We start from the raw sequence: 20,671 nt of genomic DNA, 5'->3' as shown, positions 1-20,671 counted from the left end.
ATTAGTTAAAATGTAGGATCTGTTGGCGTGTTCGGATTCTGATCCCTTTCGCGGAAAGGGTAATTTACGAAATTGCGTTTTCTTTCAGCCTGAGGTCTTCCCAGACGACGAGAATCTTCCAATCTTTGACCAGACAAGAACATTTCTATAGAACGTTGCTTATAGATCTCGGCTATGATCTGGGTAGCATTCAACCCGGCAAGAGGAGTCAGGTCGGCACCAACACCGAACGGATCAGCTGCCGGCTTCTTAGTTACGATCTTGTTAAGTTCGATAAGAGCGTTTCCAAGGTCTGGAGCTGTCTGACGTGCATAAACCTCTGCCTTGATAAGAGTCATCTCACCAGGAAGATATACAGGCCATTCTGAAGTAAGAGCTGAAGCAAATCCGGCCATGCGCCATCTTGGTGCAATAGTAAGATTCTCTGACAAGTAGAATGGAATACGTTTATCAGCAGCATCTGGTGTTAAACCTGCAGGCAGGCCCAAAGTATTGCTGATAGGCTGCCACAGGTTATTAGTACCTGTAACGGCTACGAAAATTCCATTCTGATTGATTGTCGCGTTATGTTGAAAAGACGATTTTTTAGTCAAATCAACAGAGTTAGCAGTTGCCAGGGCTAATGGCAAATTCCCTCCATACAAAGCATATCTTGCTTTCAGCGCGCGCAATGTATTAGGTATGTCAATTCCTGCTGGAATAGTTCCCAAAAAGGCAGTGCTGATAGGCGTCGCTGCAATGTTAGCAAGTGCCAGGTCAATATCTGCAACGATTTTTGTATAGGCTTCGGCGCGTGTGATGAAAGTAACATTTTCACCTGTGCCAGCCGGGATCTTCTCCCAAAAAGCCGCCATATCACCCATCGCTAAAGCCTTGAAGATACTTGCATAGCCAACGAGGCCGCTTACAAGAGCTTTATCAGCGATATTGGCAGAATTGGAAATAACCAGGTTAGCGTCGAATACAATTTTATTGCTATTCGACCAAAGATTACTAAGCAAGGTATTGCCACCATCAAGCGACGTTCCGCCGAGGCTTAACTGAAGTTCAGCTGTATTACCCTGGTTAAGCAGAACAAGCTCGTTCGCCAGGAATCCGCTCGCAGTAATAGTATTGTAAATATTTCCACGGCCGGCAGCGTAACGCGATTGAAGCGATACTGCAACTCCTGTAAGACCTTTTGTGCTGGTATTTACATCATCCTGAGTTGCCCGCGCGGGGTCTGAATAATTCTTAACACAGCCGGTGAAGCTCAGGGCTAAAACTGCCAGCATTAAATATGATATATATTTCTTTTTCATTTTACGTATTATTAAAATTTAGCCTGTAAACCAAAGTGGAAAGATCTTGGAACAGGAACTGCACCGAAATCGATACCTCTAACAATTGAACTTTGTCCGCCTGAGTTAACTTCCGGATCATAACCACCTTCAAAATCATCCCATGATATCAGGTTCCTTCCAGAAACGCTAAGGGTGAGATCTTTCAGATATTTAGAAACAGCACCTACGCGGTAAGTTAAGGAAACGTCTCTCAGTTTTACCCAATCGCCTTGGTGTGAGCGCCACTCTTCGATGTTGTAGTTAGCATTAACATAACCACGTGGAACTTTTCCAAGATGCTCGGCTTCTGCAACTTTACCTGCTCCAACACCTTGCGCTGTTCTCCAGTCAGCAGCCCATCTTTCTCCACCCTGCTCAGTGTCGATCTGGAATCTGAATCCTAATTTTTTGTAGCTTAATTCATTTACAAGTGAACCATTCCAGTCAGGATTAGGGTTACCAATAACCTTACGCAAAACTGTTCCTGTCGGCTGCCCTGCAGCATCACGCTGAGGTGTCGGGTTGGTTGGGCTGGTTTGAACACCACGTTCTGTTTGTGGAAGCCCCGCCGCATTAAGCAATAAGTTTCCTTGCGCATCTCTCGCAAAGTAAGTTCCATAGTACAAGCCCAGAGGCTGGCCGTTGATCAATGAAACCGGGCCGGATGAACTATTTGCAAATGCAGTTACTCCTGCGCCAACATTAGTCGCTTTGTTCCTGTTTCTGTTGAAAATAACGGTTGCATCCCAGTTAAAGTCAGTTGTTCTTACAGGTGAACCGGTTAACATTAACTCGATACCTTTATTTTCTAATGAACCAAAGTTATCCAGTTTGCTGGTAAAACCTGTGGTTGGAGCGATCTGTCTTGATAATAAAAGGTCGCTTACTTTCTTGTTGTAATAGTTGAAAGTAACACCTATCCTGTTTTTAAGGAAGAATAAATCAGTACCGATCTCGAACTCATTCTGGCGTTCAGGCTTAACATCCTCGTTCGCCTGCTGATTGCTTGACGTAAAAGAAGTTCTGCCAAGATAGGCCGATGTGCTGTAAGAGTTCAGTCTTTCATAGGCACCAATACCAGTTAAGTTTCCCGACTCCCCATAAGCAGCCCGCACTTTGAATACGTCCCACCAGGAAGACACACCGAGTCCTTCCCAGAACTTGGTAGAAGAAAGAACGTAACTACCGCTTCCTTTTAAGTAAGTCTGATTACGCTGATTTTCACCGAAAACACTTGATCCGTCGACACGAACCGCACCGGTTAGGAAGAAATTGTTATTCACTTTAAAGTTTTGCTGGAAGTAAGCTCCTTCAACAGCGAATTCACTTCGACCGTCTCCAAAAACACCTTGAGTACTAGCACCGCCCACAGTTTCAACGAATGGCGCTAAACCGCGGCCCTGAACCTGGCTACTTGAAGCGTTTTGGTACTGGTAAGAGTATCCAACCTGGCTGGTAGAGCTGATCTTACTTGTTATTGCAAAATCATAAGTAATGTTTAAATCGTTGTTAAATAGATACTGACTGGCAGTGCGCTTGCTTGCAAAACCGTTCTGAGCCGGATCAAGAGTCGGGCCACCACCGTATGAACCATCTGCTGTACTCACGTTGTAAGTATACGGAGGAACAAAAAGAGTACCTTCCTGAGCCGAGTTGTCTATACCGATATTATAATCCACAGTCAGGTTCTTAACCGGGAATAACTTAAATCCGGCATTTGCAAGAACCCTGTTAGTGAACTGACGTTGTTTAATATCCTCAATGATCGAAACCGGGTTAACGCGGCCTCTTTCACCAACAGCCTGAAGGTTACCCAAAGCATCACGTTTATGGATATCGTGGAAGTTTGCGATGATCCATTGAATACCTACCGGAACAATAAGTCCGTTTCCGTATGGTTTCTCATTTGCATCACTACGTACAAAGTTCAAACCAGCTCTGAAAGTTGCCCATTTAGCAAGGGTCTGATCAACGTTAGCTCTAAGTCCGAAACGGGTATAATCTGTATTCTGAACGATACCCTGATTGGTGAAGTAAGAAGCTGAAGTATAGAACTTGGTTTTCTCACCGCCTCCGCTTACGGAGAAGTTGTTATCAACGCCACTGGCGTTACGGAAGATATAGTCCTGATAATCGTAACGGGTTACCGGAGTAGTATTTGTAGGAAGAACCCCGCCAACCAAACTGATGATATCCTGAGTTAATGCTCCCGGACCATCAGTTGGTCCGCCGAATTTCACCGGCGCCATATTCACTGGCAGTTTTTTACGAAGGTTGCTGTTTGTGTAAGTTGATGAAAAACTGACAACAGGCTCGCCGGCAGTTCCTCTCTTAGTAAAGATCTGAACAACGCCGGCATTTGCACGTGATCCATAGATCGCTGCAGCCGCTGCGCCATTCAGAACCTCGATACGCTCAATGTCGGCAGGGTTAATATCAACAAGTCTGTTCTGCTGGTTATCCGTTACACCTGAAGTACCATTGTTGGCAATAACACCATCAATAATATAAAGAGGATCGGAAGATGAGTTTACAGAGCTGATACCACGCAAACGAACCGACATACCACCCGCCGGGTCTCCCTGGTTTTGAGTGATCTGTGCACCGGCTACTTTACCCTGAAGTCCTGTAAGAACATTTCCAGCAGCGCCTTTGTTCAGGTCTTCACCACTCACGGTTCCAACGTAATTACCTAACTGACGACGGGTTGTTCCCTCAGAGGTACCGGTTATGATGACTTCATCAAGACCTACAGCTGCCTGGCTGATCTCAGCATTCAGCGTCACAGCCTCCTGCGCTCCAAGCTGAATTGTTTTGGAAATCGTCTGATAACCAATGTAAGTAAAGGAAACTGTGTACTGTCCCGGAGCTACATTGGCTGTAAGGGAGTAGTTACCATCAATATTAGTCGAAATTGCAGATGTAGTGGATGTCAATCTTACTGCAACTCCCGGAAGCGTTTCCTGTGTTTTAGCGTCTGTTACCTTTCCGCTAATTACATACCTGCGCGCTTGAGCATTAGCCTGGGCACAGAGAATAACTAAAGAAAGCATAAGACCGAATGCCAGAACGTGTTTTGGCCATCCGGAAGAGTAAATTTTTCTCATTTAAATGGGATTAATGTAAATAATTGTGATTTAATAATCGATTTTGGTGAATAATAAGCATTTCGTTTTTCATAGGATAGTATGGGTAGTATATCATACTAATGTCCTTAATACTTTGTTCGTACACTACTCAACTCTTCGGATTATTGCAGGATTGTCCAAATTTTCAGGGTAAAACTAACTCTATTTGCGGTTATTTGCCAAATTATTTTAAAATTATTACATCGAAAAGAATGTTGTCACGAACCTCTATCATGTGTACAGAGTACACTAAGTATGTAAATATTGCGTTACGCTACAAAATTATCAACTCTATAACTCAGTTCTCTAAAAATAAAATTTCCGCATAAAAACGCATAAATATTGACGGAAAACGAAAAAGGCACAATGACAAGCCCTGAAGTTTAATTTTTTTATATTTGCGTCTCACCTAATAAAGTCTGTCCCTCATGGCTCGATTAAATTTACTTGAAGAGACCCGCTTCGAAAAATTACCTGTTACCGTTTACCCTGATAGTGATATTGCTTCTAAGAAGGTCGCGCGCCGCATTAGCGATCTGATCCAAAAAAAGCAGCAAAATGGCGAAAATGCGATCCTTGGCCTGGCAACTGGTGTAACTCCTATAGGAGTTTACAAAGAACTTGTTAGAATTCACAAAGAAGAAAAAATAAGTTTTAAGAACGTTATCACATTTAATCTGGATGAATATTTCCCAATGAAACCTACATCTTCTCAAAGCTATGTGAGCTTTATGAAGGAAAATCTGTTTGATCATATTGATATTGACATGAACAATGTTCATATCCCGGACGGAACATTGAAAATTGAAGACATACCGGCTTTTTGCCTGGATTATGAGAAAAAGATAACAGACCTTGGCGGTCTGGACCTCCAGATTCTGGGAATTGGACGTACCGGCCACATTGGATTTAATGAGCCTGGTTCCGCACCAAATTCAGGCACCCGGCTGGTCACTCTTGACGACCTGACTCGCCGTGATGCATCCCGCGACTTCGGGGGTAAACAAAATGTACCTACCAAAGCAATCACAATGGGTATCGGAACGATATTTAAAGCCCGTGAGATTGTTTTGATGGCGTGGAACAGAAAGAAAGCTTCCATTATTAAAAAAGCTGTCGAGGGAGAAATTTCCTCAGACGTTCCGGCAACTTACCTGCAGCTTTCTGAGAATGTTGAATTTGTCCTTGATCAGGATGCTGCCTCAGAGCTCACACGGTTTAATATTCCATGGCTTGTGAAAGATTGCGTATGGGATAGTTCTCTTATTAAGAAAGCTGTTATCTGGCTCGCCAACCACCTTAATAAGCCTGTACTCAAACTAACTGAAGAGGACTACAATAATAATGGTATGGCACAACTGGCTACCGAAAAGGGGCCTGTTTACAATATTAACATTGATATCTTTAATAAGATCCAACATACAATAACCGGATGGCCTGGTGGAAAACCAAATGCAGATGATAGTCAGCGCCCTGAACGTGCAACCCCTGATAAAAAACGCGTAATAATTTTCTCACCCCATCCCGATGACGATGTGATCTCCATGGGCGGTACTTTTATCCGCCTGGTTGACCAGGGTCATGATGTTCACGTGGCGTATCAGACCTCGGGGAATACAGCTGTTTGGGATGATGATGCTCTTCGTTTCGTAGAATTTGCGCGCGACTTCAGTAAGGCTATAGACATTGATACCCAAAAGCTGGATGAGCTATATGTATCAATGCGTAAATTCCTTAATAGTAAACAACCGAATCAGGCCGACACTAAGGAGATCCAAACTTTAAAGGGTCTTATCCGTAAAGGTGAAGCTATTAGTGGCGCTCGCTTCGCCGGTCTTGACGATGATCATATTCATTTCATGGCCTTGCCATTCTACGATCGCGGCAAGACAGAGCGCAATCCTGTTTCGGAAGATGATGTATTGATTACAATGGATCTGCTTAGGAAAGTGAAACCCCATCAGATCTTCGCGGCAGGAGACTTTGCGGACCCACATGGCACGCATAAGGTTTGTTTTGACATAATAACCCAGGCTTTAAATCGCTTGAAGGACGAAGCCTGGATCAAGGATTGCTGGCTTTGGATGTATCGTGGAGCCTGGCACGAGTTTGATACCCACGAGATTCAGATGGCGGTTCCGCTTTCACCTCAGGAAGTTGAACGGAAGCGTTTTGCAATATTCAAGCACCAGTCGCAAAAGGACCGGCCGGTGTTTCCGGGCGATGATGCCAGGGAGTTCTGGGTACGTGCGGAAGACCGCACCCGCGAAACCGCCAAATCATACGACAGGCTGGGACTGGCTGAATATGAGGCTATGGAGGCCTTTGTGCGCTGGGTGTACTGATCTGAATCTTTATGAGAAAAACAGCATTTTTACTCCTGGCCCTGTCAATTATTGGAGCTGGTGTTGCGGCGCAACAATGTTCAAAGCCCAATATTGTCGTCATTATCACGGATGATCATGCTGTTCAATCTATCGGGGCTTATGGCTCAAAGCTTGGGGCAACCCCCAATCTTGACCGCCTTGCCAAACAAGGTGCTATATTTAACAAAGCATTTGTTGCGAATTCGATTTGCGGTCCAAGTCGTGCCACCTTGCTTACGGGAAAATACAGCCATATCAACGGGTTTAGAGATAACCACGATAAGTTTGATGCTTCCCAGGATGTATTTCCCAAACGGCTGAGAGAATCCGGTTTCCAGACGGCCTGGATTGGCAAGTGGCATCTCCTCTCGTATCCGCAGGGATTTGATTACTGGAACATATTGCCGGGTCAGGGACAATACTACAACCCCTCTTTTATAAGCATGAAGGGTGACACCACCCGCATTGAGGGATATTGCACAGATGTTACTACCGACCTGAGCCTTGACTGGCTGGACCGGCGGGACGAAGCAAAGCCCTTCTTCCTGGTTGTGGGGCAAAAAGCCCCCCACCGTACGTGGATGCCAGATACTCAGGACCTCGGGAAGTTTGATAATGTGACCTTCCCCTTACCCGCCAATTTTTATGACAATTATGACAACCGTATCGCGGCTGCCATGCAAGATATGTCTATAGAAAAGACAATGAAGCTGGGTTATGATCTTAAGATGAAAAGTGATCCTGACAGTCTCGCATCTGCATTTCTGGCAAGGATGAATCCAGTGCAGAAGCAGAAATGGAATGCTTATTATGACCTCATCGAACGGGATTTTCTGAAACAAGGCCTTAGCAATAAGAACTTAACTGAGTGGAAGTTCCAGCGGTATATGAAGGATTATTACAGTACGACTTTGTCCCTGGACCGCAATATTGGCCGGTTAATGGATTATCTTGATAAAAATGACCTGACTAAAAACACAATTGTTGTCTACACTTCGGATCAGGGTTTCTATTTGGGTGAACACGGCTGGTTCGATAAACGCTTTATGTATGAGGAGTCCATGCGTACGCCTTTGATCATCAGATATCCTGGTGTTATAAAGGCGGGCAGGGTATCAGAACAGATGATATCAAACGTTGATTTTGCCCCGACTTTCCTGGATGCAGCCGGTGTTTCAATCCCTAAAGAGATTCAGGGGAAGTCAATGATGCCGTTATTGAAAGATCCCAAAGCCCAAATTCGCAAGTCAGTTTACTACCATTTTTATGAATACCCTGGCGAACATAGTGTTTTAAGGCATTTTGGTATACGTACCAGCCGTTACAAGCTTATCCGTTTTTATAATCATAAAAACTTCTGGGAACTGTACGACCTTCAAACCGATCCGCAAGAAATGAAGAATCTCTACGGTCAGAAAAAATATGAGGCCATAAGCAACGATTTGAAGGAACAGCTGAAAAAGTTGTGCGAAGAAAATAAGGATGAAGAGGCGCTGAAGTGGCTGTGAGCTATGAGCTGTGGGCTATGAGCTGTGGGCTGTGGGCTGTGAGCTAATTTTCCAGTTCAATAAAATGATAGACTGCAGTAAATCCAATAGAAGATCCGCCAGAAGCTGATGGCTCATAGCTCATAGCCAAATATTTCCCCCAACCCTTTCATTTTCCCTAAAAAAAATGCAGATTTAATATTCAATCAACGTAACCCTAATGGCTGAATCTGCAATTATACAAACTTCCCCCGCAAGATTACTCTCTCTTGATGTTTTCAGGGGTCTCACTGTAGCAGCGATGATCCTGGTAAATAATCCGGGAAGCTGGTCACATATTTACGCACCGTTAAGACATGCAGAATGGCATGGATGTACTCCTACAGATCTGATCTTTCCATTTTTCCTGTTTATTGTCGGAGTGTCAATTAGCTTCGCGCTCGATTCTAAAAAAAATCAGGTAAAGCATTCAAAACTTATACTTACTGCGTTTAAGCGTGCTGTTATTTTATTTGGACTGGGCTTGTTCCTTTCTCTGTATCCCACAGTTTTTACCGATCCGGTTGAAGCATTCAAAACAGTCCGGATCCCGGGAGTATTGCAGCGGATCGCCATCGTGTTTTTTATTTCTGCAATTATATTTATTAAAACGACGCCTAAAACACAGCTTAGGATCATGATCAGCTTATTGATCGGATATTGGCTGATCATGGTTTCCATTCCAGTTCCTGGTGTGGGCTATGCCAACCTGGAAAAGAAAACTAATCTGGGTGCCTGGCTTGACAGAACTCTACTTACGGAGGCACACTTATGGCGCTCTGCGCGGACATGGGATCCTGAGGGTCTGCTCAGTACTCTGCCGGCAATTGCAACAGGCTTGTTTGGCGTGCTCGTTGGCTCATGGCTTAAAAGGAAGGACAAACCAGACGCATTCAAAATCTCCTGGATGTTTTCTATCGGAATGCTGGCTGTTATTCTCGGACTCGTATGGGATCTTTTCTTTCCTATCAACAAAGCCTTGTGGACCAGCTCCTTTGTTTTATACACTGGCGGACTTGCGACTCTGGGTTTAGCCTTATGCTACTGGTTAATTGACGTTCAGGGTTATAAGAAAGGCACAACTCCCTTCGTTGTGTATGGAGTTAATGCTATAACGGTCTTCTTTTTATCAGGTCTGATCCCGCGCACTCTCAATATGATTAAAGTTGAAATGCCTGACGGGTCGACAATGGGTTCGAAAGAATGGGTATATCAAACCTATTTCACACCGTATTTATCCCCGATTAATGCATCGCTTGCCAGTGCAGTCACTTTTGTCCTGATCTGGCTCGTCATCCTGTGGTGGATGTATAGGAAAAAAATAATTATTAAGGTTTAAACTACACGACAACACCAATTATAATATTATGAATAGCAAGTTGAAAATATATTTCTGCGCGGTTGCGCTATGGATTTCGGTCCCCGGTATTGTTTACGCCCAAACCACTGCAAAATCTGCGAAGGCGCCGGCGTCAGAGATAATCCCTCTTGACCCATCAATCAAAACGGGGAAGCTTCCGAATGGATTTACTTATTATATCCGAAAGAATGTTGAACCCAAAAACAGGGTGCAGTTGTATCTGGTAAACAAAGTTGGGTCTATTCTTGAGAATGATGATCAGCAGGGCCTTGCTCACTTTACCGAGCATATGGGTTTTAACGGTACGAAGAATTTTCCCAAAAACGATCTTGTAAATTATCTCCAAAAGGCAGGCGTTAGATTTGGCGCAGATTTAAATGCCTACACAAGTTTTGACGAAACAGTGTACCAGCTTCCTATTCCTTCCGATGATCCTGAAATTCTCAAGAATGGAATTCAGATCATGCGTGACTGGGCCCAGGATGCGACTCTTGATCCTTCAGAAATTGATAAGGAACGCGGAGTTGTTCTGGAGGAAAAACGCTTAGGAAAAGGCGCACAACAACGATTGCAGGATAAATATCTGCCGATGATCTTTAATAACTCACGTTATTCCAGCCGGCTGCCGATCGGGACCGAGGAAGTTCTTAAAAACTTTACTCCAGCCACCATCCAGCAGTTCTATAAAGACTGGTATCGCCCCGATATGCAGGCACTGATCGTTGTGGGCGACATAGATGTAAATGCCATGGAAGCCACGATCAAGGCAAAGTTCTCCGACCTGAGAAATCCCGCAAAACCACGTCCGAGAACCAGCTATACTATCCCGTTGATCAATAAAAATCAATTCATGGTTGTCACCGACAAGGAATTCCCGGTTACAGTCGCACAAATTCTGATAAAGCATCCCGAATCTAAACTTATCACTAAAACAGACTACAGGAATAGTATTGTAAGATCACTTTTCAATCAAATGGTAGCCGCGCGTTTTAGTGAGTTAAGTAAACAAGCCGATCCGCCATTTTTACAAGGAGGAGCTAACATAGGCGGGTTTCTGGCCGGACTTGACGTGTATAACGCCTTTGTGGTTGCCAAACCCGGCGAACTTGAAAGGGGCTTCAAAGCTGTACTAACGGAGACCGAACGGATCCAAAGATTTGGCTTTACTCAAACTGAATTGGACCGTGCGAAGCAGTCTTACATGACAAATATGGAATCTGCCCTTAAAGAAAAAGATAAAACATCATCAGACCAGCTGGTAAACGAATATGTAAGAAACTTCCTCGACCAGGAGGCCAGCCCCGGAATTGCTTATGAATACGAACTGGCGCAAACTTTTATAAGCGGTATTAACCTCCAGGACGTAAATCAACTATCTAAAAAATATATCACTGATGTTAACCGTGATGTAATCATCATGGGTCCGGAAAAAGACAGGGATGGTTTGCCGGACGAAACAACTGTAAATGCCTGGATAAACAATGTAAACCAGGAGAATCTTACGGCTTTCGTTGATCAGGTATCGGATAAACCGCTGCTGGACAAAAAACTGCCGGGGGGAAAAATAACTTCTGAAAACAAGATCGCCGAGTTAGGCATAACGGAGCTTAGACTTAGCAACGGCGTGAGAGTGGTTCTGAAACCAACCGACTTTAAAAATGATGAAATAAGCTTCACAGCTTTTAGTCCTGGAGGCAGCTCACTTTATAGCGACGCGGATTATCAGTCGGCTGTATACGCGACTACTATAGTCAGGAGTGGGGGAATTGCAGATTTCAACCCGGTTCAGCTTCCCAAATTACTTACTGGCAAAAAAGTGTCGGTAGGGCCATATATCAGTGAGCGTTCTGAGGGAATTTCGGGGTCTGTTGCACCGAAAGATCTTGAAACAGCTCTTCAGCTGACGTATCTGTACTTTACTAATCCCCGTAAGGACCCCGATATATTTAAGGGAATAATTGCACAACTTAAAGGGGGACTGGCAAATCGGGAGAATGACCCAAATAGTGTATTTGCGGATTCAGTCTCAGCCATCTTAGGCAGCTACAACATCCGAAGAACAGGACCTTCGCTTAAAAAGGTCGAGCAGATTAACCTGGATCGTGCTTTTGAAATTTACAAGGATAGGTTCGCTGATGCAAGTGATTTTACATTCACCTTTGTGGGGAATTTTGATTTAGAAGCAATTAAACCTCTGCTCGAACAATATCTTGGCTCTCTTCCTTCCACAAACAGGAAAGAAAGTGCAAAAGATCTTGGCATTAAAATCCCTGCAGGGAAGATTGATAAAAAAGTATACAAGGGTCAGGAGCCCAAGGCTAGTACACGCCTTGTATTTAGCGGGGATTATATCTATAACGAAACGAACAATAATCAGCTTGATGCCCTGGCTGAAGTATTATCGATTAAGCTGATCGAGCGCCTTCGTGAAGATGAGGGCGGAGTATATGGTGTAGGAGCGAGAGCTTCCTATAGCAAGCTTCCTCAGGGACGTTATTCGATAACTATTACTTTTGGAAGTGCCCCTGAAAATGTTGAGAAGCTGATCAATTCCACCCTGGATGAGATTAATAAGATTAAACAGAATGGGCCGCAAGCAGTAGATATCGAAAAATTCATCGCTGAAGAGACCCGTACAACGGAAACCCAATTAAAAGATAATGGGTTCTGGCTGGGCTATCTTAACAACCAGTTACAGAATGAAGAAGATCCAAAACAAGTATTAACTTATCTCGCTTCGTTAAAAGAACTTAGCCCTGAAAGCTTGAAAGCCGCTGCCATCAAATACCTGAGCGGAAATAACTATATCCGGCTGGTGCTGCTTCCCGAGACCAGGTAGCTCCATTACAAAAAAGAGCCTGGCATTTTGATTCCGGACTCTTTTTTATATTATCTAAGCACCGTAATTTCTGCTGTGTTAGAAACGGAGCTTTCATTTTTAAGCCTGTCGATCGCAGTAACAACGTATATATAGCTCTTGTTAGCACTTACTGCTGTATCGACAAAGGAGGTGTCAAGTGAATTAAAACTGATATTCACAATGTTCGCCGGGTTTTCGATGTTTATAGTTTGCCCTTTGTCAAAACGGTAGACGACGTAACCGTATGCTTTATCGCCGTCTTCTGATACGGTCCCCTCTTTCCAGTTCAATTGCACCCCATTTGGGAGCGATTTAGCAACAAGTTCATATGGTGGGTTAGGATCAATAACATCCAGCCACAGCATTACCGGCTGCAGTGCTGGAAAACGGTAAAAATCATTGCGCAAAGAATCTTTCACCCCGGCCATATTATTTGTGACTGATTTAGAACTAAAGAATACACTTCCCTGAGCCCGGGGATTACTCCTCATATATCTGATCTGGTCCGGTATCTGCCTGCGGTCGTTCCAGCCCGGCCTGTTTTCCATAGAGCGGTACACACCCTGCCCAACGTACAAGTGTTTTCCAAATGTATTATCACTCCACCAATCAACTAATTTATCATATGGTGCAACCTTATATCCGAACGGGAAGTAGATCTGGGGATTGATATAATCAAGCCAACCTTCCTGAACCCACTTCCTGGCATTCGCATACAATTTGCTGTATCCGTCGAACCCGTTACTTTCCGAACCTTCCGGATCCTGGCTAAGGTTTCTCCATATACCAAAAGGGCTGACCCCAAATTTTACATGCTTCTTGGCGGTACGTATGCTATCAGACAGCACATGGATTAATGTATCTACGTTATTGCGGCGCCAATCCTCAACATTCTTAAATCCGCTTCCATACTTATAATATGTTTCGCTATCGCGAATAGGCTGATTTGCCTCGGGATAAGGATAAAAATAATCGTCAAAATGAACGCCATCGATATCATAATTCCTAACCACATCCAATACCACCTGAACTATATAATCCCGAACCTCGGGAACACCGGGATTGAATAGCTTTTTACCGCCATATATAAAAAACCATTGAGGTTTTTGCTTGGTAATATGCTGCGGACTAGTATGGGAATCGATCAGATTCAGTGTAGCCCGGTAGGGATTGAACCAGGCATGAAGTTCCATTCCCCTTTTATGTGCTTCGGTAATAACAAACTCTAAAGGGTCGTAGTATGGGCTTGGAGCTTTTCCCTGAACACCATTCAAATATCGGCTCCAGGGCTCCCTCCCTTTACCATAAAAAGAATCAGCTGCGGGGCGGACCTGGAACATAATCGCATTGATACCGGTTTTTTTATGATCATCAAGGATCCTGAGAAGCTCGGCTTTTTGCAACTCGGTGCTCAATCCAGGTTTTGAAGGCCAGTCGATATTAGCTACTGTTGCTACCCAGGCACCACGAAATTCGCGCTTAGGTGAGGAGTTAACTTGTGAAAAAACGAGCGACGCACTTGCGGCGATAAATAAAAAGAAAAAGAAAAATAGCTTTTTGAACATATAATTAGCCCCTGGAATTAAGCTGCAAAGATAATTATCTAACTATTGCTATAACGGCGTTTTTCTGAATTTATGCTGTTAATAGTCATTTATCCAGCCAATATCGTAAAACCCGCTTGATTTAGGAGTCTAAATACCACAATCCAATTCAGGATTGTTAACTTCGTGCTGAGAGGAAACAATAAAATTGCCTGTATCGAAGTTTAAAGATTACCGATTTTACATGGACACTAATTAAACCAAACATTGAACATGGAGAACCAAAACCAGGAACAACCTATCCGTAAAGACTCAAATAAGATCTATTTTTTAGTCGTTGTCATATTAGCCTTACTTGGCACTAATGCCTATCTGTTTTTTAAAGACAAAAAAGCGAATGATCGTATAGTTACAATTAGCGATGAAAAGACGAGGATGCAAACTGACATCGATAAGATTGAGGCTGAACTAGATAATGCCTCAAGCACCAATATTAAGCTTTCTGAACAAATGCAGAATGAGCAAACCATAGCGCGGGAAAAGATCCAGGAGCTCAGAGCGGCATTAAAAAAAGGACAACTTACACAAGGCCAGCTTGTAAAAGCCCAAGAAGATATCAGGCAACTACGCTATTTCGTCACGAAATACAACGCCGACATTGCTGAGTTAAAAAAACAAAACGCCAGTCTATCAACTGAGCGGGATGTACTGAAAACAGCTGTAGATTCGATCGGAACTAAAGCCAATGACCTCGAAAGACAAAACCAGGAGCTTAACACCAAGGTTCAGGCTGCGGCGGCATTAAAAACCGGAAATGTTTCTGTAAGTGCTTTCCAGATCAGAAATAACGGTAGAGAAAGCAGCGTAACACGCGCAAGTACCGCTGAAAAAATCCGGATCAACTTTTCTGTGGTAAACAATTCTATAGCTGAAAAAGGACTTCATGAAGTATTTATCAGGGTTATAGACCCCAGCGGAAACCTCATCATCTCAAATAACGGCGGCTTGTTTACTTCAGACGACGAAGAGCTGCAATACACATATAAAACCGCTATTGAGTTTGCCAACGATGGGAAAGTATATTCGATAGACTGGGCAAATCCGGGAGATTTTCAGAAAGGAACATATACAGTTGTACTATATACCGACGGCTTTACAATGGGCCGGGGTACAATTAGTTTGAGATAGTTAGTATAGTCAGCAGAGTTTTAGGGAGCATTATGAGATAATGTTGACCATCGGCAATCTTATAAAGAAAGTCGTACCTTCTCCCGGCAATGTTTTAAAGCTGATGGTTCCATCTATATTTTCGATGGCCTGTTTCACGAAAGCTAAACCAAGGCCGGTTCCGGAGCTTTTGGTGGTGAAGTTTGGGGTAAAAATACTCTGACCTAATGCTTCGGGAATCCCAGACCCATTGTCCCTGATCTCGATAAATACATCGTTTTCCTCACAATGCATAACAATGTCTATGAGGCTCCGGACATTATCCTGACGAGCCTCTATTGCATTTTTTATAAGATTATTAAAACTTCTTAAAAGCTGATCTCTGTCGGCTTTAACAAAAACTTTTTTGCCGCAATTGTCTTCAAATTTTATTGTTGTATGCTCCGACTGGCGATAAAGTTCAATAGACTGGGTAATAATTTCATTAAGATATACTCCTTCAAGAATTGTTTCAGGCATCTTAGCGAAATTCGAAAATTCTGATGCAATATGCGCAAGGCTTTCAATCTGCTCGATAAAGGACTTGCTAAATTTTTCAAATTTCGCATCAAAGTTAGGATCCTTTTCCTTCCACGATTTATCAAGTAGCTGAACTCCTAGCTTAAGCGGGGTGAGTGGGTTCTTTATCTCGTGGGCCACCTGTTTTGCCATTTCACGCCAGGCCGTTTCCCTTTCAGACCGCGCGAGTTTATGAGTACTTTCTTCCAGTGCGGCGATCATGGTATTATATTCTTTTATCAGATTGCCTATTTCATCATTTCTTTTCCAGGAAATGGGTTCATTTTTTCTCCCTATCTTGGTTTCACTCAGGCTCTTCTGGATAAGTGTGAGCGGGCCTGTAATACGATTTGCAACGAACACCGCGAAGAAGCCAATGGCTACAAAAACGAGTGCATATACATTTATGATCGCATTGAGAAATAGTCCGATCCGGTCCTCGTAATCTCGTTCATTAGAAAAATACGGCAGGCCGAGGTACGCTATAGGCTCATTTTTATTATTTCTTAATGGAACATAGGCCGCCAGGTAGGACAGATCACCAATCTGTTCAGTATTGATATATTCCGATTTTTGCAGTCTGTCCAGGTACAAGTAAGATAAGGCGTTCATCTTTCTGGCAACCAGGCCATTCTCATATATCTTTGGCTGAGTCGAGTGGATCAACCCTCCGTTAAGATCATAAAGACTAAGATCGGCCCCATTTACATCGGCAAAAGTATTAAATGCTACTTCGGCCTGCTCGTTGATAGCAAGCACATCAGTAGCAGCTAATTGCTTATTAAATCCCTCAGAAATTTTATTGATCTTGTCTAATACCGTTTCTTCCTGTTGTTCACGATACTGCTTACTTATGTTATAGAAAGTAATTAATCCTGTAACAAGCAAGGTCACGACAACTGCAAAAACCATTGAAAATTGAATCCTGGTTTTATAAAGCACCCTGTTTGTTGTAATGAGATATTTCCACCGGAAGTTCCGGAAGCTAAGGTTATAGTTATGGACACTGTACCAAAGCCAATGAAGAAGGTAAACCAGAACGGCAAAAAATAGCAGTACCAGAAATATGAATGAGCCTGAAGCCAACTGTGTTAACAGACTGCTTACTTCTTTACTGACAACAATAAGCTTCCGCTGATTTGGCTGATAAATTAAGTGATTGTATTCCTTTCCGCCTTCAACATTATTAACGAAAACAAAATCTTTAATTTTACCCTTAAAATCGTAATTCTGGAGATTGTAAACATACTTTCCCTGCTGGTTTAACAGACGGCCGTCATTATAATAGGCAAATGAATAATCCTTAAGCTGCACGTCCTCAATAATTTTTCCATCTACCAGCAACTCCGGAAAAGCACCCATCTGCTCGAGCCGCTTTGACGTCAGCTCCAGGACAAGAGTCCCCAAAACCTCCGAGCTATCTCTTACAGGTAATAAAGCAAAATAATGTTGGAAACCGAAAGTGTTATTTTTTCTATAGAAATATTCTGAAACCTTTACCGAACCCTTTAATACAAGATTTTTAAAACTTGTCAGCGCTGTACCACCATCGCCTTTAAACAGCTTACCTTGTTTGTCATATTCATAAGATTGAAAATCGTAGCGAGATAAATAGCCCGCCATATATAGTTTAGCAAGACGGTTATTTAACGCGCTATGACTTGCCAGGGGATTCTCAAAATAATCTATTACAAACTTATCTCCCAGGATCTCTTTCTCAATATTAAAAAAGAGCAGTACGGCATTTGGATCGCCTGAAGATTCTAATTTGGCAGCAAGAAGCTTCCTGTTTTCGCGTTCTTTTAAAAACTGAAATCTCGAAAGTTTTAACGAGCCAATAACCGCAAATATCACAAGGCAAACTATAAAAGCTCCGGGATTAAACTTTCGGTCATAACGGTAATAGGACCAGGCTGAGACGAGGAGGAGTACAGCAAAAATGAGAAAGAAAATTGTAAAATCAGAAAAGAACAGCCGATCGATAAAAACCACAAACAGCCCACCTGAGAACATCAGAAGGCGATCCTGATTACTGAGATTTAAAGTATCTGAAACAACAATTGCTGAGTCAATTATGAGATATAGATTGAAAATTGCAAAGCAAAAAATGACAATGCCTAGCCAACTGAGCCAATTGGAGTTCAGGACATTTGTCACGTCAAAACTGATACTGGAATTGGTTACAAGCCCGAAAAACACTTCATTCGTAGCAACAGCTAATGAACAAACAATTAAGCCCGTTATTATGAAAATAACGGAACTCTGAAGTTTGCCCAAAGGCTTTTCGGTTTTGAAGAGTTGGAAACGATAAGAATGAATAAAAGATAATACCCAGGTTAGAGCAAGGACATTTATTAAAAGTTCGCCTATTGAGGGGAAAAAATAATTAGACGCATAATGCTTTGGGTTAAAAATCTCGATATCGAAGTGGTTGGCGAACCATCTGAACTCCAGATCCAATAGCCTGAATACCAGAAAGCACACTATCAGTAGAAGAGCCGCTAACCGGACATAGCCCCTGTTAGCAATAGAAACACATAAATGGGTCACGAAGATGAACGTAAATATCGCCGATAGCACCCACATCCATAATTCGAGGGAAATGTAAAATGTGTCTGTGACGCTGGGCCTGAGCTTTACCGAAAAAAGATATTTACCATCGATATTCCGGATGTTAAAAACCTCTCTGTCACTTAAGGAGGCTATATCGAGATTATTCGTTGAAATAAGCTCCCTGGAAAATTCATTCCTAAGATATTCATTTTGATAGGGGTACCGCGCCATCACCGGGATAAAGCACACCACGGAGAAGGTACCCCAGGATTTTTTAACCGCTTCGTAATAACCGTTTTCCCACGGAATAAATGTTGACCCCTCCTTTAGAAGACTGTCTGTCTCGAGGACAACTTTTATACTGTTCCAGAACGTTAGATGACCATTTTCAAATGTCTGGACGTATATATTCTTCTTAAGACCTATTTCAGAAATCAGGTGCTCGGCCCATGCTTCATTCTTTGTGATGTTTTTAAGAGAATCAGTGATAGCAGGATTACTAATAAACTGCCTGACATATGATTCCTTTTCCTGAAGCCGGCTCTCTAGTTTCTGAGCATCGAGTTGAAGGATCTCTCGTTTATTAATCGTAAAACCTATTGTCAAAGCGGTGCATGCAAAGCCTATTGCCAGCATTAATAAGAGTAAACGAATCTTAAAATTTCCGCTCAAAGACAATCGATTTAGTAAAAATCATATAAAGACCAGGAGGCACAAAGACTGTGCCTCTTGCTATATTATAAATCTAACTGAGAGATGCGCTCGATGTTTCGACAGTACGATCAACCTTTTTGACCAAACCTTGTAAAACATTACCGGGGCCAACCTCAGTAAAAGACGTGGCACCGTCCTGCAGCATTCTTTCAACGGTTTGTGTCCATCTTACCGCTCCGGTTAACTGGCTAATAAGATTGTGCTTAATGCTTGCCACATCCTTATAGGGCTTGGCATCAATATTCTGATAAACAGAACAAACTGGTTCGTTGAAGTATGTAGCTTCTATGGCGGCTTGAAGTTCAACCCTCGCAGCCTCCATCAGGGGAGAATGAAAAGCGCCGCCAACATTCAATTTTATAGCCCGTTTAGCCCCTGCCTGAGTTAACAGTTCACATGCTTTATCTACTCCTTCAATGGTTCCGGAAATAACAAGCTGTCCCGGACAGTTGTAATTGGCCGGAACGACAATATCACTGACGCGCTGGCATATATCTTCGACAGTAAAATCGTCGAGACCAAGAATAGCGGCCATTGTTGAAGGCCTGATCTCACAAGCCTTTTGCATTGCATTTGCACGGGCAGCTACCAGGCGAAGTCCATCTTCAAAAGATAAGGCACCAGCTGCAACGAGCGCAGAAAATTCACCAAGCGAATGTCCCGCAACCATATCAGGCTGAAAATCATTACCAAGTTCTTTTGCAAGGATCACCGAATGAAGAAAAATGGCCGGCTGAGTAACGTTTGTTCGTTTGAGGTCCTCGTCAGTTCCCCCAAACATAACATCGGTAATCCGAAACTCCAATATTTCATTAGCCTTTTCAAATAAATCCTTTGCCTTTTCAGAATGGTCGTAAAGATCTTTGCCCATCCCAACGAACTGGGCTCCCTGTCCCGGAAACAAATATGACTTCATAGATAAAGTTTGGTTTTAGTTAAGGTTTGATGCTATTAGTTTTAAAAATTCACTGCGAGTTGTCTCATTGACAAATTCGCCTGTAAACGCCGAAGTAGTCGTTACCGAATTTTGTTTTTGGACTCCTCTCATAGACATACACAAGTGTTTACACTCGATAACAACAGCCACTCCCGCCGGTTTCAGGGTATTTTGAATACAATCCCGGATCTCGTTGGTAAGGCGCTCCTGAACCTGCAGGCGCCGGGCGAACGAATCGACTACGCGTGGAAGCTTACTTAATCCTACTATATGCCCATTCGGAATATATGCAATGTGTGCTTTACCGAAAAAAGGTAACATATGGTGCTCGCACATAGAAAAAACCTCGATGTCTTTCACTACTACCATCTGGCTGTAATCCTCCCGGAACATCGCTGATCGAAGGATTTCCTCTGGTTTAGCATCGTATCCATGGGTGAGGTATTGAAGGGCCTTAGCCACTCGTTCAGGAGTTTTTAAAAGACCTTCGCGAGAGGGATCTTCCCCGAGATCGCTCAGGATCGATTCGTAATGGGATGCTATCCTTTCAATCTTCGCCTGGTCGTACCTATCGATCTTTACATAACCGTCGATCTGTTCCTCGTTGATGTCTTGCTTCTGATCCATGCTTTATCT

General features: G+C 43.1%; 11 protein-coding genes. 5 read left to right on the top strand and 6 right to left on the bottom strand.

The genetic code is table 11. The features are described from left to right. Positions 1-5 precede the first annotated feature (5 nt). Together P2W76_RS14435 and P2W76_RS14430 are read right to left on the bottom strand one after the other, a co-directional pair. On the bottom strand, positions 6-1,301 hold the full coding sequence (locus tag P2W76_RS14435) for a RagB/SusD family nutrient uptake outer membrane protein (protein WP_276348559.1): 1,296 nt from the start codon (positions 1,299-1,301) through the stop codon (positions 6-8). 11 nt (positions 1,302-1,312) lie between these two features. Beyond that, on the bottom strand, positions 1,313-4,429 hold the full coding sequence (locus tag P2W76_RS14430; RefSeq protein WP_276348558.1) for a SusC/RagA family TonB-linked outer membrane protein: 3,117 nt from the start codon (positions 4,427-4,429) through the stop codon (positions 1,313-1,315). A gap of 449 nt (positions 4,430-4,878) precedes the next feature. On the opposite strand from P2W76_RS14430, the gene nagB reads away from it, so the two are divergent. The 4 genes from nagB to P2W76_RS14410 all read left to right on the top strand — a co-directional run bounded on the left by nagB (position 4,879) and on the right by P2W76_RS14410 (position 12,541). After that, positions 4,879-6,795, top strand: a complete 1,917-nt coding sequence (nagB, locus tag P2W76_RS14425; protein ID WP_276348556.1) for a glucosamine-6-phosphate deaminase — start codon at positions 4,879-4,881, stop codon at positions 6,793-6,795. An 11-nt stretch (positions 6,796-6,806) separates the two neighbouring features. Further along, positions 6,807-8,324, top strand: a complete 1,518-nt coding sequence (locus tag P2W76_RS14420) for a sulfatase (RefSeq protein WP_276348555.1) — start codon at positions 6,807-6,809, stop codon at positions 8,322-8,324. A 199-nt stretch (positions 8,325-8,523) separates the two neighbouring features. Next, complete coding sequence (locus tag P2W76_RS14415) at positions 8,524-9,681, top strand: heparan-alpha-glucosaminide N-acetyltransferase domain-containing protein (protein WP_276348554.1); 1,158 nt, start codon at positions 8,524-8,526, stop codon at positions 9,679-9,681. Between the two features lie 28 nt (positions 9,682-9,709). Then, entirely contained in the window at positions 9,710-12,541 is a 2,832-nt protein-coding gene (locus P2W76_RS14410; protein WP_276348553.1) for an insulinase family protein, read from the top strand. Between the two features lie 50 nt (positions 12,542-12,591). On the opposite strand, the gene P2W76_RS14405 is transcribed toward P2W76_RS14410, so the two are convergent. Next, the gene (locus tag P2W76_RS14405) at positions 12,592-14,127 is read right to left on the bottom strand and encodes a family 10 glycosylhydrolase (protein ID WP_276348552.1); all 1,536 of its coding nucleotides are present in this window, start codon (positions 14,125-14,127) and stop codon (positions 12,592-12,594) included. 252 nt (positions 14,128-14,379) lie between these two features. Between P2W76_RS14405 and P2W76_RS14400 the strand changes: the two genes are divergently transcribed. Continuing rightward, positions 14,380-15,294, top strand: coding sequence for a hypothetical protein (locus tag P2W76_RS14400; RefSeq protein WP_276348551.1), 915 nt, complete (start codon positions 14,380-14,382; stop codon positions 15,292-15,294). A 30-nt stretch (positions 15,295-15,324) separates the two neighbouring features. On the opposite strand, the gene P2W76_RS14395 is transcribed toward P2W76_RS14400, so the two are convergent. The 3 genes from P2W76_RS14395 to folE all read right to left on the bottom strand — a co-directional run bounded on the left by P2W76_RS14395 (position 15,325) and on the right by folE (position 20,662). Beyond that, entirely contained in the window at positions 15,325-19,056 is a 3,732-nt protein-coding gene (locus P2W76_RS14395; RefSeq protein ID WP_276348550.1) for an ATP-binding protein, read from the bottom strand. A gap of 73 nt (positions 19,057-19,129) precedes the next feature. Then, on the bottom strand, positions 19,130-20,014 hold the full coding sequence (gene fabD, locus P2W76_RS14390) for an ACP S-malonyltransferase (RefSeq protein ID WP_276348549.1): 885 nt from the start codon (positions 20,012-20,014) through the stop codon (positions 19,130-19,132). Between the two features lie 15 nt (positions 20,015-20,029). Continuing rightward, entirely contained in the window at positions 20,030-20,662 is a 633-nt protein-coding gene (folE, locus tag P2W76_RS14385; RefSeq protein ID WP_276348548.1) for a GTP cyclohydrolase I FolE, read from the bottom strand. Positions 20,663-20,671: the final 9 nt, after the last annotated feature.

The sequence above is a fragment of the Daejeonella sp. JGW-45 genome (assembly GCF_029360805.1).
In the GTDB taxonomy this organism is placed as follows: Bacteria; Bacteroidota; Bacteroidia; order Sphingobacteriales; family Sphingobacteriaceae; genus Daejeonella.
This window is presented reverse-complemented; position numbering and strand designations above follow the sequence as displayed.

Coding starts and splice junctions, on each gene's coding strand:
- folE (WP_276348548.1), bottom strand. CDS start 20,662: ATGGATCAGAAGCAAGACATCAACGAGGAACAGATCGACGGTTATGTA.
- P2W76_RS14400 (WP_276348551.1), top strand. CDS start 14,380: ATGGAGAACCAAAACCAGGAACAACCTATCCGTAAAGACTCAAATAAG.
- P2W76_RS14410 (WP_276348553.1), top strand. CDS start 9,710: ATGAATAGCAAGTTGAAAATATATTTCTGCGCGGTTGCGCTATGGATT.
- fabD (WP_276348549.1), bottom strand. CDS start 20,014: ATGAAGTCATATTTGTTTCCGGGACAGGGAGCCCAGTTCGTTGGGATG.
- P2W76_RS14420 (WP_276348555.1), top strand. CDS start 6,807: ATGAGAAAAACAGCATTTTTACTCCTGGCCCTGTCAATTATTGGAGCT.
- P2W76_RS14435 (WP_276348559.1), bottom strand. CDS start 1,301: ATGAAAAAGAAATATATATCATATTTAATGCTGGCAGTTTTAGCCCTG.
- P2W76_RS14430 (WP_276348558.1), bottom strand. CDS start 4,429: ATGAGAAAAATTTACTCTTCCGGATGGCCAAAACACGTTCTGGCATTC.
- P2W76_RS14405 (WP_276348552.1), bottom strand. CDS start 14,127: ATGTTCAAAAAGCTATTTTTCTTTTTCTTTTTATTTATCGCCGCAAGT.
- nagB (WP_276348556.1), top strand. CDS start 4,879: ATGGCTCGATTAAATTTACTTGAAGAGACCCGCTTCGAAAAATTACCT.
- P2W76_RS14415 (WP_276348554.1), top strand. CDS start 8,524: ATGGCTGAATCTGCAATTATACAAACTTCCCCCGCAAGATTACTCTCT.